The organism is Variovorax sp. V213, assembly GCF_041154455.1.
GTDB lineage: Bacteria > Pseudomonadota > Gammaproteobacteria > Burkholderiales > Burkholderiaceae_C > Variovorax.
Genome location: NZ_AP028665.1, coordinates 282975 through 298489 on the forward strand (window position 1 = coordinate 282975; position 15515 = coordinate 298489).

Consider the following 15515-nt stretch of genomic DNA (forward strand, 5'->3'; position numbering starts at 1 on the left):
GTGCAGTCCTTGTCGAATGATGAGAGAAGGCCTCACGATATCGACGCAATACAGGACTTGAAACCTGCAAGAATCCTTGCTTTTTTAGCCATCGTCCAATTCATGGCCCTTGCGCATGAGTGATCCGCTCACTGAAGTCGTCCGGCTGCTGAAGCCGCGCGCCGTCTTTGCCAACCTCATCAGCGGCAAGGGCGACTGGGCAGTGCGCTATGCCGAATATGGCCAGCCCAGCTTCTGCATCATGTTGGAGGGCCACTGCTGCCTTGCCGTCGACGGGCACGAGCCAGTGACGCTCAGCGCCGGCGACTTCGTGCTGCTGCCGTCGACCCCGCCCTTCACCCTCTCAAGCTTCGGCCCCGCCCCGACGGTTCACATCGACCCCAAGGTCGTGCCCGGTGGCGAGGGCGAACGGCGCCACGGCGACCTGGCGGGCGAGCCAGACATGCGTTCGCTCGGCGGAGCGTTCCTGTTCGACGGCGCAGACCCCGGGCTGCTCGCCTCCCTGCTGCCTCAGGTGGTCCATGTGAAGGGCTCGCAACGACTGGCACAGCTCGTGCGCATGGTGGGCGAGGAATACCAGGACCCGCAATCCGGCAAGGAACTCGTGCTGTCGCACCTGGTCGGCATGCTGCTCATCGAAGCGATGCGCTGGACCACGGCAGGCGCCGCGCCACCCGGCCTGCTGCGCGGGTTGGGCGACACGCGCCTGGCACCGGCGCTCCAGCAGATGCATGCGGACGTGACGCGCGCCTGGACCGTGGCGCAACTGGCGGAAGTCGCCGCCTTGTCCCGTTCGGCCTTCTTCGACCGGTTCACGCGCACTGTCGGCACCCCGCCGATGGACTACCTGCTGCGCTGGCGCATGGAGATCGCCAAGAGCCTGCTGCGTCACGAACGCATGGCGGTCGCCGACGTGAGCGAGCGCGTGGGGTACGCCTCGACGAGCACCTTCAGCGTCGCGTTCTCCCGGCATGTCGGGCAATCGCCCAGCCGCTACGCACGGGACGGCCCGCCTGTCGCGTAAGTTGCAACATTGGTCACGACGCCCATCCGCCGCGATGAGGGGAAGTCGTTGTTTCAAGCGCGCTTTAGCTCGTGCTGATGAATCTTGGTTCCGAGCAGAGGATGCTTCACCCAAACGTCGGGTTTTGGCCCGACTGTAGCCGGACGGGCTGTCGGTGCAAAGGGCTCACTGCAGACATCTGCGCGCCTCCAAAGCAGTCGGTTGCACCAGCAATGCTGGGGCCGAAAAGAGCGCGCTCGCCTCCCGGTACCGATCACGCGGCGCGAGCCCTTGCGGGGCTTCTGAGCAAGCTGGCCACACTCCCGGCCAACGCGGCCAAAGCCGCCATCGCCAGGCCCCAGTGCACCGCGCTGTGCGGCGACAGCAGCGCGAACACCAGGCTCATCAACAGGCTGCCGAGCGTCAACCCCGTGAGTCGGGCGGTGCCTTGCGCGCCACCGGCGGCGCCGCTGCGCTCCTTGGGTGCCGAGAGCAGCATGTTCTGGTTGTTCGGCGTCTGAAAGAAGCCGAAGCCCAGGCCGGCGAGGCTCGTGAACACAGCGATCGGTAAAGCCGGGTTGCCGTGCGGCGGCCACAGGGCACACAGGGCCAGACCGCTCGCGAAGCACGCACTTCCGGCCGCGCAGAGCCAGGCGGTCGGCACGCGCTGGGCCAGGCGTGCCGACAGCGGTGCGGCCAGCATCACCGCCAGGGGCCAGGGAGTCATCAGGAGGCCGGCGGTCACTGCGCTCTGGCCGAGTTCGTGCTGGATGTAGAACGGCAGCACCACAAGGGCCGCCATCTGGCCGGTGAAGCAACACACGGAGGCAATGACCGACACCCGAAAGGAATGCAGGCGCAGCAGGTCGAGCGGGATCAACGGCGCCGCCTTTGGCATCTCACGCCGTACCAGCAGGACCATGCAAACGGCCGACAACGCGAGCAACGCGCTGCCGTGCAACGGATGCACCACCAGCCGGTCACTCCCCAGCACGAAAGAGGCGAACATGACCGCATTGAGCGCGATGCTCCAGACGTCGATGCGGTGCACCGAGCGCGCCGGGCTCGGCAACCCTGCGCAGGCGGCGAGCACGAGGAGGCCGATCGGCAGATTCACCGCAAAGAGCCACGGCCAACTTGCCGCAGAGAGTATGAAAGCGCCAAGGGTGGGACCCGACGCTGAAGCGGCAGCGACGGCGAGCGCGTTCCAGGCGATCGAGCGCGCCAGCAATCGACGCGGATAAGTGAAGCGCAACAACGCCAGTCCAAGGGGCATCACGGCCGCACTGCCCAGGCCCTGAAGGCACCGCGCGGCCACGAGCCATGGCAGCGACGGGGCCAACGCGCACAACACCGACGCCGCAGTGAAGAGCGCGACGCCGCCGGCGAAAACGCGCCGATACCCGAACCGCTCCCCGACAGCAGAAGCCGGCAACAGGAACATGACCACGGCCAGTTGATAGGCGGTGATGATCCAGATGGCATCGGCGGGTGTCGCCTGCAATTGCTGGGCGATGCCTGGCAGCGCGATGTTGGCGATTGCGCCATCGAGCACCACGAGCATGCCCGCGCCCAGGATCGCGGCGACGGCTGCGTAGCGCCGCGGTCGAGGCAGACCATCGGCGTCATGCACTACGTTCACGTCGTTCACCTCTTGGGTTTCGACGGTGCGGGCAATGGTGGAAGAAGAGTTCGGTCGAAGCGTAGATGACAACATGATTGGACGACTGGAAGAGGCACGCTCTATCGCGCCAAGCCAGCTTAGGACTGCGCGCACGGCTTGCACAGCGCGTGGCGCTCAGCTTGTCCCTGCACCCGGCGCCTGTCGAAATCCTCGCAGCCATGCTAGGTTTCGGGCATGCCGACAAATGCCGACCTGAACCTGCTGTTTGCGTTGAACGCGCTTCTTTCCGAGGGCAGCGTCGCGAAAGCTGCCGAGCGCCTGGGCCTGAGCGAGTCGGCGATGAGCCGGGCGCTCGCGCGGTTGCGGGAATCAACCGGGGACCAGCTCCTCGTGCGCGCGGGTCGCGCCATGGTGCTCACGCCGCATGCGCTGGCACTGCGCGACCGCGTCAGGGAGCTGGTGCAGGAATCGCGCGCGGTGCTTCAGCCCGCCGGCACGAGCATGGACCCCCGCGCGCTCCAGCACTTGTTCACCATACGGGCCAACGACGGCTTCATCGAGGCCTTCGCGCATCAGCTGGTGGCTCGCGCCGCGCACGAAGCGCCCGGCGTTCGCCTGCGTTTCGCGCCCAAGCCCGACAAGGACGTTCGCCCACTGCGGGAGGGATTGCTCGATCTGGATGTCGGCGTTCTCGGCGAGTCGGGCCCGGAGGTACGCGTTCAGGCGCTCTATCGCGACCGATTCATCGCGGTAGTGCGCCAGGGCCATCCCCTGCTCGCCGAACCCGAGATCACCGCCGAGCGCTACGCTGCCTGCGACCACGTGGTCACTTCACGCCATGGCCGGACTGTGGGACCGGTGGACGACGCGCTCGCAGCGATGGGCCTGGTGCGCAATACCGCAGTCGTGGTGCCCAGCTTCAGCACCGCCTTGTCGATAGCGGCCGCGACTGAGTTAGTTGCATTGATACCGTCATCGTACTTTGAACACCTGAGGGCGCGGGGCACGCTGCGCTCGTTCCCGCTGCCGCTGCCTACGGAGCAGATCACCGTGTCGCAGATGTGGCATCCGCGTCTTGATCGGGATCCTGCGCATCGATGGCTGCGCGGGGTGGTGCTGGAGGTTTGCCGGCCGCTGAATGAGCAGACAAGCGCGCCGTGACTGCGTTCAAGCATCGACCTTGAACGTCGGCTTCGCCGTCGAATCCAGCTACGGAAGCCTCGCTCATGGCAACTTCTTTGGCATCGCGAAGATGATCGCGACTACCACCAAGACTATTAGCCAGTGCCACAAGCGGAGCGTGGCCATGCTTTCCTTCCAGCAACGGATCGACTGATCGTCATCAGTAGCCCCTATCCCCAGCCGGGCCTCGTCAATGCCCGGTTGTGGCTGGCAATCGCCTTTAGCCCAAGGCCCCATCCGTCCCGGGTTCTGCATCACCGACAAAACCAGACAACCCCTCGGCGAAGGTCAGCCAATCAAATGGACTGTAGATCAGCATCTGCCGCAGCTCCGGGCTCGCAAGAACGTACACGGCAGCAGGATCTGCTTGTAGCGGCCTGCACAACCGCAGCCTGCTTTGTGCAAGACCCTCATTGCAGCACCGGCGCGAGGGGCACGCGGCCTAAACTTTTGGACATCCACAGGCCCGCCCTCAGCCCCCTCATGACGCACCCCACCGCACTACCAAGCATCCGCGCCGCGCTTTCATGGATGGCGATGAACAACCCTGACGTCGTTTCCGAAAGGCCGGCTCCATGAACTCCTCGATCGTCGAGCACCTCAGGCGCGCCGGCCGCCTGGATCGCATATTTGTTGGCGGCGAGTGGGTCCTGCCCGAAACGCAGGCTCGCAGCGCCGTCGTCGACCCATCGACCGAGGAGCCCGTCGCGGAGATCGCGCTGGGCAGTGCAGGAGATGTCGCTGCAGCCGTGGCTGCGGCGCAGCGCGCATTCGCGGCCTGGTCCGTGAGTTCCGCCCAGAGCAGGGCCCTGCTTCTCGATCGTGTCCACGCCCTGATCCTCGAGCGCGCAGAACTGTTTGCCCAGGCGATCTCGCTGGAGATGGGCGCGGCCATCGGCTTCGCGCGCCTCACGCAGGTGCCGTCTGCAGCGGAGCACATTCGCGTGGCCCGCGACAATGCGCGCAGTTATGCGTTCGTCACCCATCGGGGCGACATGGCCATCATGCGCGAGGCCATCGGCGTGTGCGGCCTGATCACGCCGTGGAACTGGCCGCTCTACCAGATCACAGCCAAGGTCGGAGCCGCCCTGGCCGCGGGATGTACCGTCGTCTTGAAACCCAGCGAGCTGTCGCCCCTGAGCGCCCTGCTCTTTGCCGAAGTGATGCACGACGCCGGCATTCCGCCGGGTGTGTTCAATCTGGTGAATGGCAGCGGACCGGAGGTCGGCGCTGCCTTGGCGGAGCATCCGGACGTGGACATGATCTCGTTCACCGGTTCGACGAGGGCCGGCGTCCTGGTTGCCCAGGCGGCGGCCCCAACGGTGAAGCGCGTGGCGCAGGAACTCGGCGGGAAATCTCCCAACCTCGTCCTGCCGGATGCGGACCTCGCGCGCGCCGTACCGGCAGGCGTGGCGGCCGGCTTCCGCAACGTCGGCCAATCCTGCAGCGCGCCGACTCGCATGATCGTGCCCCGCGCGCGCCTCCAGGAGGTCGAACGGATCGCGCTCGAAGCGGCATCCAGCATCGTCGTGGGCGATCCACGTTCGCAGCAGACCACGCATGGCCCGGTGGCGAATCGCGCCCAGTTCAATCGGGTGCAGGAAATGATCGGCATCGGAATCGCCGAAGGCGCGCGGCTCATTTGTGGCGGCCTCGGCCGGCCAGAGGGCTTGAGCCGCGGCTTCTACTGCCGTCCGACCATCTTCACCGCGGTGCATTCTCAAATGCATATCGCGCAGGAGGAGATCTTCGGGCCGGTGCTCGCGCTGATCCCCTATGACAGCGTGGACGAGGCGGTGGAGATCGCCAACGACACCGTCTACGGCCTGGGCGCCCACGTGCAAGGGCAGGACCTCGGCGCGGCGCGCGCCGTGGCAATGCGCATCCGCTCCGGGCAGGTGCACATCAACTATCCGGCCTGGAACCCGCATGCCCCCTTCGGTGGCTACAAGCGGTCGGGAAACGGCCGCGAATACGGAATCGAAGGTCTCGAGGAGTACCTGGAAACCAAGGCCATTCTTGGCTTCCAGGATGCCTCGGCATCCAGTACCGACTGAACTGACAGGCTTTCAGTGAAGACATCGCGCAACGCGCAGGAGCAATCATGACCGTGGCCCTCGTGCTGCATCGCGCCAACGGCGCATCCGTTTCAACCGCCTTCCGCCGGGCGCCGTTCGGCAAGGACGATCCTTTTGCGCGGCATCGCGAGATTGCGTGGGAGGGACCGGGCGCGATGATCGCGGGCCGCACCAGCTTCATCGGTGAGCTCGAAGTCGCAAGCTATCCCCACATCGAAACCATCGTCGTGGTCGAGGGAGAGCTGACCCTGACGGCGGCCGGGGAGACCCCGTTGGTGGTCGGTCCGCAGGCGGGTGCCGTCATCGGATGCGGTACGGCGGTACGCATACGGGCCGGATCCCGCGTGCGTTTCGTGTTTTGCGCGGCCGCCTGCGAGAAACCGACCCAGCGCGGCGTCTTCCCGTTGCACGCCGACGCCAACTTCAAGCCCACCGGCACGCTACCTGCCGAAGTGCTGCTGGGCCCCGTGCCCGAGTGCCGCAGCGACAAGGTCTTCACCGAGGACGCCGCGCAGTACCTTGCGGGCACCTGGGACTCAACCCCCTACCACCGGATCGTTCGCGCGCATCGCATGAACGAGTTCATGCATCTCCTGGCCGGCAGCGTGCGGTTCGCGGCCCCTGATGGCAGCGTGCTGTCGGCGGGCGCGGGCGACGCGGTTTTCGTGCCCCAGGGCGCACCGATCGGCTGGGAAAGCAGCGATCGCGTGGCGAAGTTCTACGTGTGCCAAACCGTCCCGGCTTGAACGGGCGAGCAAGATTCATCATGTCGCCTCCGCTGCAACACATCAACACGTCCCCAAAACCACCGGCTTCGGCGGACGTCGTCGTGATCGGCGGCGGCATCATCGGCGTCTTCACGGCCTACTACCTGGCCAAGCGCGGCGTTTCGGTGGCTCTGGTGGAAAAGGGCAGGATCGGCGCCGAGCAGTCGAGCCGCAACTGGGGCTGGTGCCGGCAGCAGAACCGCGACGCTCGCGAACTGCCGTTGGCGAGCAAGAGCCTCGACCTGTGGGAACAATTTGCCGCCGAGAGCGGTGAAGACACGGGCTTTCAGCGCTGCGGGCTCCTGTATCTCAGCAATGACGAGGCCGAAATTTCCCGCTGGGCCAGCTGGCGCGATTTTGCGAAGACCGCAGGCGTGACGACCCACATGCTGAGTGGCCGCGAGGCCGCCGAGCGCGGGCAGGCAACCGGCCGCGCCTGGAAAGGCGGCGTCTTCTCGCCCAGCGATGGCACCGCCGATCCCGCCAAGGCCGCGCCGGCGGTGGCCGCTGCGCTCATCAAGCTCGGGGGCAGCGTCCATCAGAATTGCGCGGCCCGCGGCATCGAGACGGAAGGCGGACGGGTCAGCGGCGTGATCACGGAAGCCGGGGTCATCAAGACCAGGACGGCCGTGCTCGCCGGCGGCGCCTGGGCGTCCTCGTTCTGCCGGCAGCTCGGCATCCGCTTTCCCCAGGCGTCGATCCGGCAATCCATTCTGAGCGTGTCCCCTGTGGAGCATCGCTTGCCGGCTGCCGTGGTGAGCGCGAATGTGTCCGCCACGCGCCGCAGCGACGGGCGCTACGCACTGGCCATCAGCGGCCGCGCGCGCGTGGACGTGACCGGGCAGTTCTTGCGATTCGCCCCGCAATTCGTGCCGATGTTCGCCAAGCGCTGGCGCAGCCTCCGTTCGGGCGGCCTGGAAGGCATTCGTGGTGGCCATGAAACGCTGGCGCGGTGGCGGCTCGATGCACCCACGCCGATGGAGCGGGTGCGCATCCTCGATCCGAAGCCTGACATGCCCACGATCAGGGAGACCCACCGCCGCGCCGTCGAACTGCTGCCCCAACTTCGCGATGCAAAGATCACGCACGCCTGGGCAGGCTATATCGACAGCACGCCGGACGGTGTTCCCGGCATCGGAGAGGTGCCCGGTCTGCCTGGCTTCATTCTGGCCGCAGGCTTTTCCGGACACGGCTTTGGCATCGGCCCCGGCGCCGGCCACCTGATTGCGGACCTTGCCAGCGGCGGCGAACCGATCGTGGATCCCGCACCGTACCGGCCGGCGCGGTTCAGCGGCTCGGCCTGGGGCAAGGTCGCTGATTTCTAGGCCGCGCCTGCGCCGCGATGACCGGCACCAAAGGCATGCATGTTCTCGAGCGCTCGGACTCCGATGCCCACCCTGGGCCTCAGGGCGCGAGGCCTGAGGGACGCCCAAGCGAAGTTGCCGCGCTGAGCACCAGCGCCGATGGGCCGTTCAGGGCTGGAAGCCCGAGCGCCGCACCACCGGCTCCCATTGCTGGCGGAAGCTCTTGAGCATCTGCGCCGTCTCGGCCTGCGTGCTGACCACGGGCGTGATGTAGGCCGCATTGGCGGCCTTCTGCAGCGCCGGGTCCTGCATCACGTCGCGGATCGCGATGGCCAGCTGCTGCACCTTGGCAGGCGGCATCGCGGCAGGGGCGAAGAAGGTATTCCAGCCATCGGCGTCGATCTTCATGCCGGCCTCGCGGAAGGTGGGAATCGCCGGCGCGAAGCTCACGCGCTTCTTGCCCGACACGGCCAGGATGCGGATCTTGCCGGCCACGTGCTGCGCGTAGAGCGAATCGAGCGTGTCGATGGCGATCGGCAGGTTGCCGCCGGTCAGGTCGGCCGACAGCGGCGCCGATCCGCCGTAGCCCTTGATCTGCGGCTGCACACTCAGCGCATCGCCCACCATCAGGCCGAAGAAGTGAGGCAGGCTGCCGGTGGCCGGCACGCCGAAGACGGCCTCCTCGGGGTGCGCCCAGAGGCGGCCCACGAGGAACATCGCGCGGTCGAGCTGCAGCTTGTTGCCCACAGCCAGCGCGAAGTCGTAGCTGCTGACCTGCGACACCGGCACGAAGTCCTTGTCGGGGTCGTAGCCCAGGTCCTTGAACACGAGCGGCGCCACCACCATGACGGCCGGGTTGCCGAGCATCAGCACGTTCTGCCCGGCAGGCGCGCGCTTGATCTCCTTGGCAGCCAGCCGGCCGCCCTCGCCCGGACGGTTTTCGACCGTCACCGCCACGCCGAGCCTCGGGCCAAGCCGCTCGGCGACCAGGCGTGCGATGCGGTCGGTGCTGCCGCCCGCGGTGTAGCCGACCACCAGCGTGAGCGGACCGTCGAAGACCGGCGTCTGGGCGTGGGCCAGCGGCGCGGCACATGCGGCGAGCGCGAGGCACCATGCGGTGAGCTTGCGCCGGGAAAAGAATGCGGTCATCGGATCTCCTGCTTGCGGTGGTGGCATCGACACGGGCGCGCACAGGCCTTCGCGGCGACAATCGCCGAGCTGCGGTTGTTTCATCCCGTGTAATTTGTTACCGTTTATACGCACGCCACAAACAGTTGATCTAATCCATCACTTGCCTGCCGAGGCGCGCCGGCCACACCCTTTTCACCGCTTTCCGATTCCGATTTCCTATTCCCGATCGCCATGCACGGTCCGCCAGACATGCCCGCTTTTCCCGACGCCAGCGCGGTGCTTGCGCCGCGCTGGCTCGACGACCTGCTCCTGTACCGCTTCTCGCGCGCGGTGCGCGCGAGCAACGGCATGGCCACGCGCCTGGTCGAGGGCGGCTTCGGCATCACGCGGCGCGAATGGGGAATGATTGCCACGCTCGCGCAGCAGGGCGAAATCCGCTCCTCGGCACTGGCCGCACACCTGCACCTGGACCGCGTACGCACCTCGCGCGGCCTCCGCGGCCTGGTCGACAAGAAGCTGGTGGTGCGCCGGCAGGACGCCGAGGACCGGCGCGAAGTGCACGTGCGGCTGAGCCCCTCGGGCCGGCAGCTTTTCGAACGCGTGTTTCCGCGCATTGCGGATCTCAACGTCGATCTGCTCGAGGGCATAGCGCCCGCGCACCTCGACATCTTCCTGCAGTGCCTGCAGCACCTCGAACAGCGCGGCAACGCCTTGAGCGCGCAGGGCGCGGTGGCCGAGAAGGCCGACCGGCGCTCGGGCGGCACGCGGCACCGCTGGCCGGAATCGCGCCAGGTTTAGCGGCACCCCGCTCAGCGCAGGTCGAACAGCGCGGCCGCGTTGCCCCAGGCAATGCGCCGCGCCACGTCGGGCGGCAGGTCGCCGAGCCAAACGCGATAGCCGCGCATGATCTCGTCGTAGGCGCTCCAGCGCTGGTTCACCCAGGTGTCGGAGCCGATCATGAAGCGCTCCGGATACCTGAGGATCAGCGTGCGCCACTCGGGGCACAGCCTGCCGCCCTCGCAGGTCAGCCCCGGCCGGTACGAGAGTTCGCCCATCAGCAGCGGGTAGCGTTCCAGCAGGGCCTGCACCCGCTCGATGGGTGCGCCGCCGATGCCGGTGTGCGCCCAGATGAGGCGAAGGTTCTTCCCCTTCGACGGCGCGTTGGCCATCAACAGGTCGATCGCCACGTCGTCGACGTGCGCGAGCACCGCGAGCTTCTGCCGCTCCGCCAGCGCGATCAGCTTCTTGGCCACCGGCCCGTTGGCATTGGCGCTCTCGTACAGGTGGAACTCGCCGATCCCGCGGTAGGGCCCGCTCGCGGTGCCGCGCGCCAGCTCGGCCAGCACCATCTCGTGGATGCTCTCGTCGCGGAACCAGTTGCTGTAGTCGTCGCGGTTGCGGTACAGGCGCACGAAGGGCACCACGGTCACGCCCGCGGCGCGGGTTTCGCGCGCCGCAGCCAGCGTTTGCGTGCCTGCGTTGGGCCGCGAGTTGGCAACGATCGCCGTCACGTGGTTGCGCTGCATGCGCGCGAGCGCTTCGGCGGGCGGATAGGGCCCGGTGTTGCCGTCCCAGGCTTCCTGGTTGTAGTGCAGATGCGTGTCGAACAGCGGGCCGTCGTAGGCCTGCGGGCCTTGCGCGGCCTGGCCATGGGCAAGCGGCGCGACGGCCAGGCAGGTGGCCAGGACAAGGGCCGCGAGGGGCGCAATGGCTCTCATGTGATTGCTGAAGATGGAACGCGTGTCGATCGGTCGTCTCATTCTGGACCAGTCCTCGATTCAGCTCGGCCTGTACCAGTTCTGGATCAAGGTCTTTGCCGCCTCGGCTGCACCGGGCTGGCGCCAGCTGAGCGCTATAGAACTTTTCATGTAAACACTTGCGCGGCCCGCGCCAGATCAACGGTTAGCTGCAGGGATATCCCGCATGGAATGAGTCGACTGCGACGATCCATCGAGGGTCTAATGAGCACCACGGCTCAGTCCGAACAAACCGTATGGCATGAAAAAATCACTCCTGAGGCTTGTCGCGGCATGGGGGTTTGCAGCGCTCGCGCCGGCGGCGCACGCCGAGCCCGTCGTGTTGTCGCTGGTGCACGCCGCAACCACCACGCACCCGGCACATCTGGCGGCGCTCCAGTTCGCGAAGCGCGTCGAAGAGCGCACGCGCGGACAGGTCAGCGTCGAGATCTTTCCCGCGTCCCAACTCGGCAGCGAGAACGAACTGCTGCAGAAAGTCAGGCTCGGCGCCGTCGACATGGACGTGACCTCGATGAACTATCTCATCAAGTACGAGAAAACGTTCTCGGTTGTCATTCTTCCGTATCTCTTCGACAGCTATTCGCATGCTCACCGCGTGCTCGATGGCCCGGCGATGAAGTGGCTCGCACCGCTTGCCGAGAAGCAGGGCTTCATCGTCTTGTCCAACTGGGAATGGGGATTCCGCAATCTCACCAACAACAAGCGCCCGATCAACGTGCCTGAAGACGTGCGAGGCCTGAGGGTGCGCGTTCCGCCCGTTGCCGAGCTCGAGGCCACCATGGAAGCGCTGGGTGCCCAGGTCAGCAAGGTCGGTTTCAAGGAACTTCCTCAGGCGCTGTCCCAGGGCGTGGTCGACGGCCAGGAGAACCCGATCAATGTCATCTACTACAACAAGCTGTACGAGACCCAGAAGCACCTCGCCTTGACGCGCCATGTGTACTACAACACGCTCCACCTCATGAGCGCCACGAGTTGGGCAAAGCTCACGCCGGCGCAGCAAGCGATCGTGCGCGAAGAGAGCAAGGCGGCAGGCGACGGCATGCGCAAGAAGATCATCGACGAGGAGGAACAGCTCATTGCCAGGATGGCCGCCGCCGGCGTGAAGGTCACGCGGCCCGACCCCGCGCCGTTTCGCGCGGCCACGCAAAGCGCCCGGGCGGAGATCGCGCGCTTTGCCGGCGAAGAGAACGTGCGCATTTTCCTGAAGATGGTCGATGCAGAGCGAAAGCAGTGACGCACCTCGCCAGCGAGGAGACTTCTCGTGGTGGAAAAGATCGCTCAGCCTGCGGGCGGAGATCGCCCTCGGCTTCGGCGTCGTGATTGCGCTGATGCTCGCACTGGGCGTTGCCTTCTATCTGAGCGAACGACGGTCCTCGGCCGCCATCGACAAGTTGCTGAACAGCGACAACCGGATGGCGGACCTGAGCCTGCGCAGTTCGCTGGCGATGTACAAGGCACGCGAAGCTGAAAGCGAACTCCTGCTGTCGGCGGATCGGCTCGGCGTGGCGGAGGCCAGCACGCGTTCGCTGCCAGCCATGCAAAACCATTTGCTGGATATGCGCGAGTACCTTGCCAGCCTGCGAATCGTCTCGACCGATCCGCGGTTTCGGGACCAGGTCGACCGGATCGAGGCCCAGACCCGGCAATACGAGAACGGCTTTCTCGCGTTCATCAAGCAGCATGGCAAGGAGGGCCATCTCGGCTCGGCACGCGCGTCTCGCCAAGACTACGTCGACGCGGCGGTTGCCATCGAGTCCTCCGTGGAGGCGCTGCACACCGCGGCAAGCAAACGAGCGATTCAAACGCGAAACGATGTAGCACGCGCAGCCAGTTTCTCGCGCTGGGCCGCTATCGCCACGATTGCGCTGGCCACCCTCATGGGCGTCGTGATCGCAAGGATTGTCTCGCGGCGCATCACGGGCTCCATCACGCAGCTCATCGCCTTCTCCCGGCGCGTTGCCTCGGGAGACTTCAGCGCAAGGGCGCAGCAGGGGCGCGACGATGAATTCGGCATCCTGGCAAGAGCCATGAACCAGATGGCCGAATCGATCGAGAATTCCAATGTGCTGCTGGAGAGCAGCGCCGACACGTTGAAGCACCAGGCCACGCACGATGCATTGACGGGGCTCCCGAACCGCGCGCTGCTGGAAGATCGGCTCAAGCAGGCCATTTCGTATGCCGATCGATACGGCCGGCTGATGACGGTGGTGTTCATCAACCTCGATGGTTTCAAGCTGGTCAACGACAGCCTGGGCCGCAAGGCCGGGGACGAATTGCTGAAGGTCATGGCCGGACGCATGAGCCAGTGCCTGCGCAGCGTGGACACGGTGGTGCGAACCGGCGGCGACGAGTTCGTGGTCGTGCTGTACGACCAGCCGGGAGACGGGGCAGAGATCGCTCCGGCACTGCAGCGGCTGCTCGACGCCATTGCATGGCCGATCCAGATCGGCAGCCAGGCAGTCCAGGTCACCGCCAGCATGGGCGTGGCCACCTATCCCGCGGATGGCGCCGACGCAGACGCCCTGGTCATGAATGCCGATGCCGCGATGTCCCGTGCCAAGGCCTCGGGGCGCAACACCTACCAGTTCTATGCGGCCGAGATGAACGGCACGGTCCGCGACAAACTCGCAATGCGCGAAGGGTTGCGCAATGCCATCGCCCGGGGCGAGTTCTACCTCATGTACCAGCCCCAGCTGGAGATGAGATCGGGCCAGGTGATTGGCGCCGAGGCTCTGATCCGCTGGAAGCACCCGGAGCGCGGCCTGATACCGCCGGCGGACTTCATCCCCCTGGCCGAAGAGACGGGGCTCATCGTTCCCATCGGCGAATGGGTGCTGCGCACCGCCTGCTTCCAGAACAAGGCCTGGCAGCATGCGGGCCTGCCGGCCTTCGGTGTCTCGGTCAATGTGTCGGCGCGGCAGTTCAGGGAGAGGACCCTGATCGAACAGGTCGCCCGGGCGCTCGCGGAAAGCGGGCTCGAAGCCCGGTTCCTCGAACTCGAGCTGACCGAAAGCCTGGTGATGGAAGATCTCGAGAACGCCCTGTTGTCGATGAAGGCGCTGCAGCGGATGGGCGTGCAGCTCTCCATGGACGATTTCGGAACCGGCTATTCCAGCCTGAGCGCCATCAAGCGCTTTCCGATCGCCCGGCTGAAGATCGATCGGGCCTTCGTGCGTGACATTCCGGACGACGAAGAAGACAAGGCGATCGCCAAGGCCATCATTTCGCTGGGACACGAACTCAATCTGAAGGTCATTGCGGAAGGTGTCGAGACCGAACAGCAGCTGCAGTTCTTGCTTGCCAACGGCTGTGACGAGATGCAGGGCTACCTCTTCAGCCCCCCTGTGTCCCCCACCGAACTCGCAGCCTTGGTCAGAACACGCTTCGCCACTGCACACACGCCGGGCGCGGTGCCTCTGTCGATGCTTGGCTAGCCGCCGACGCGCCGCTTGGCCAGCTCCAGCTTGGCGATGGCGTTGCGGTGCACTTCGTCGGGCCCGTCGACGATGCGCACGGTGCGCTGGTGCGCATAGGCTTCGGCGAGCCAGAAGTCCTGGCTCACGCCGGCCGCGCCATGCGCCTGGATCGCCCAGTCGACCACCTTGCACGACATGTTGGGTGCCACCACCTTGATCATCGCGATCTCGGCACGCGCTTCCTTGTTGCCCACGGTGTCCATCTTGTAGGCCGCATTGAGCGTGAGCAGGCGGGCCTGGTCGATGAGGCAGCGCGACTCGGCGATGCGCTCGTGCCAGATCGATTGCTCCGCGAGCGGACGGCCGAAGGCCACGCGGCTTCGCAGCCGCTCGCACATCAGCTCGAGCGCGCGCTCGGCGGCGCCGATGGAGCGCATGCAATGGTGAATGCGCCCCGGGCCGAGCCGGCCCTGCGCGATCTCGAAACCGCGCCCTTCGCCCAGCAGGATGTTGGCCGCGGGAACGCGCACGTCTTCCAGCAGCACTTCCATGTGCCCGTGCGGTGCGTCGTCGTAGCCGAACACCGAGAGATGGCGCAGCACGGTGATGCCCGGGGTGTCGCGCGGCACCAGCACCATCGACTGCTGCGCATGGCGCGGTGCGTCGGGGTCGGTCTTGCCCATCACGATGAAGATCTTGCAGCGCGGGCTGCCTGCGCCCGAAGAAAACCACTTGCGGCCGTTGATCACGTACTCGTCGCCCTCGCGGCGGATGGTGCACTGGATGTTGGTGGCGTCCGACGATGCGACGGCGGGCTCGGTCATCAGGAAGCCCGAGCGGATCTCGCCGGCAAGCAGCGGCGCCAGCCATTCGTCCTTCTGCGCCTCGGTGCCGTAGCGCTCGATGGTTTCCATGTTGCCGGTGTCGGGCGCCGAGCAGTTGAACACCTCGCCCGACCAGGAGACGCGGCCCATCACCTCGCACAGCGGCGCATAGTCGAGATTGGAGATGGCCGGCACGTCGCGGTGCGGGTGGGGCAGGAACATGTTCCAGAGGCCGGCCGCGCGCGCAACGGGCTTCAGTTCCTCGATCAGCGGCGAGACCTGCCAGGCATTGCCCTGTCGGCGGAAGGCATCCATCTCGTGGTGGTAGCGCGCTTCGTTCGGATAGATGTGCTGGTCGAAGAACTTGTTCAGGCGTTCGAGCAGATCGCGGGTCTTGGCGGAGGGTTCGGCAAACATGAGGCGTCCTTT

General features: G+C 66.2%; 13 protein-coding genes. 9 read left to right on the forward strand and 4 right to left on the reverse strand.

The window, feature by feature from the left end; all coding sequences use genetic code 11:
- The first annotated feature begins 115 nt into the window (after positions 1-115).
- Positions 116-1024, forward strand: a complete 909-nt coding sequence (locus ACAM55_RS26410) for an AraC family transcriptional regulator (RefSeq protein ID WP_369657220.1) — start codon at positions 116-118, stop codon at positions 1022-1024.
- Positions 1025-1277: 253 nt separating this feature from the next.
- Here ACAM55_RS26410 and ACAM55_RS26415 read toward each other — a convergent pair whose 3' ends face one another.
- Positions 1278-2720, reverse strand: a complete 1443-nt coding sequence (locus ACAM55_RS26415) for an MFS transporter (RefSeq protein ID WP_369657221.1) — start codon at positions 2718-2720, stop codon at positions 1278-1280.
- A gap of 141 nt (positions 2721-2861) precedes the next feature.
- Between ACAM55_RS26415 and ACAM55_RS26420 the strand changes: the two genes are divergently transcribed.
- From ACAM55_RS26420 to ACAM55_RS26440, 5 genes are all read left to right on the forward strand, one after another.
- The gene (locus ACAM55_RS26420) at positions 2862-3788 is read left to right on the forward strand and encodes a LysR family transcriptional regulator (RefSeq protein ID WP_369657222.1); all 927 of its coding nucleotides are present in this window, start codon (positions 2862-2864) and stop codon (positions 3786-3788) included.
- Positions 3789-3807: 19 nt separating this feature from the next.
- The gene (locus ACAM55_RS26425) at positions 3808-3963 is read left to right on the forward strand and encodes a hypothetical protein (RefSeq protein ID WP_369657223.1); all 156 of its coding nucleotides are present in this window, start codon (positions 3808-3810) and stop codon (positions 3961-3963) included.
- A 421-nt stretch (positions 3964-4384) separates the two neighbouring features.
- Complete coding sequence (locus ACAM55_RS26430) at positions 4385-5866, forward strand: aldehyde dehydrogenase family protein (RefSeq protein WP_369657224.1); 1482 nt, start codon at positions 4385-4387, stop codon at positions 5864-5866.
- A 47-nt stretch (positions 5867-5913) separates the two neighbouring features.
- A complete protein-coding gene (locus ACAM55_RS26435) occupies positions 5914-6633 on the forward strand; it encodes a cupin domain-containing protein (RefSeq protein ID WP_369657225.1) in 720 nt (239 codons plus the stop codon).
- Between the two features lie 20 nt (positions 6634-6653).
- Positions 6654-7979: an NAD(P)/FAD-dependent oxidoreductase gene (locus ACAM55_RS26440; protein WP_369657226.1), complete on the forward strand. Its 1326-nt coding sequence runs from the start codon at positions 6654-6656 to the stop codon at positions 7977-7979.
- 147 nt (positions 7980-8126) lie between these two features.
- Here ACAM55_RS26440 and ACAM55_RS26445 read toward each other — a convergent pair whose 3' ends face one another.
- Positions 8127-9107, reverse strand: a complete 981-nt coding sequence (locus tag ACAM55_RS26445) for a tripartite tricarboxylate transporter substrate-binding protein (RefSeq protein WP_369657227.1) — start codon at positions 9105-9107, stop codon at positions 8127-8129.
- Positions 9108-9338: 231 nt separating this feature from the next.
- Between ACAM55_RS26445 and ACAM55_RS26450 the strand changes: the two genes are divergently transcribed.
- Positions 9339-9887 carry a MarR family winged helix-turn-helix transcriptional regulator gene (locus ACAM55_RS26450; protein ID WP_369657228.1) on the forward strand — a complete coding sequence of 183 codons (549 nt, stop codon included), beginning with the start codon at positions 9339-9341 and terminating at the stop codon, positions 9885-9887.
- Positions 9888-9898: 11 nt separating this feature from the next.
- Here the strand turns inward: ACAM55_RS26450 and ACAM55_RS26455 are convergent, their stop codons facing one another.
- Positions 9899-10849 carry an amidohydrolase family protein gene (locus tag ACAM55_RS26455; protein WP_369657229.1) on the reverse strand — a complete coding sequence of 317 codons (951 nt, stop codon included), beginning with the start codon at positions 10847-10849 and terminating at the stop codon, positions 9899-9901.
- A 238-nt stretch (positions 10850-11087) separates the two neighbouring features.
- Here ACAM55_RS26455 and ACAM55_RS26460 point away from each other — a divergent pair, with 238 nt between their 5' ends.
- Positions 11088-12080 (forward strand): TRAP transporter substrate-binding protein, encoded by a 993-nt coding sequence (locus tag ACAM55_RS26460; protein WP_369657230.1) that lies wholly within the window; start codon positions 11088-11090, stop codon positions 12078-12080.
- Positions 12061-14280, forward strand: coding sequence for a putative bifunctional diguanylate cyclase/phosphodiesterase (locus tag ACAM55_RS26465; RefSeq protein WP_369657231.1), 2220 nt, complete (start codon positions 12061-12063; stop codon positions 14278-14280). Before ACAM55_RS26460 ends, ACAM55_RS26465 begins: the two co-directional genes overlap by 20 nt.
- Here ACAM55_RS26465 and ACAM55_RS26470 read toward each other — a convergent pair.
- Positions 14277-15503 carry an acyl-CoA dehydrogenase family protein gene (locus ACAM55_RS26470; RefSeq protein WP_369657232.1) on the reverse strand — a complete coding sequence of 409 codons (1227 nt, stop codon included), beginning with the start codon at positions 15501-15503 and terminating at the stop codon, positions 14277-14279. The genes ACAM55_RS26465 and ACAM55_RS26470 overlap by 4 nt on opposite strands.
- Positions 15504-15515 lie beyond the last annotated feature (12 nt).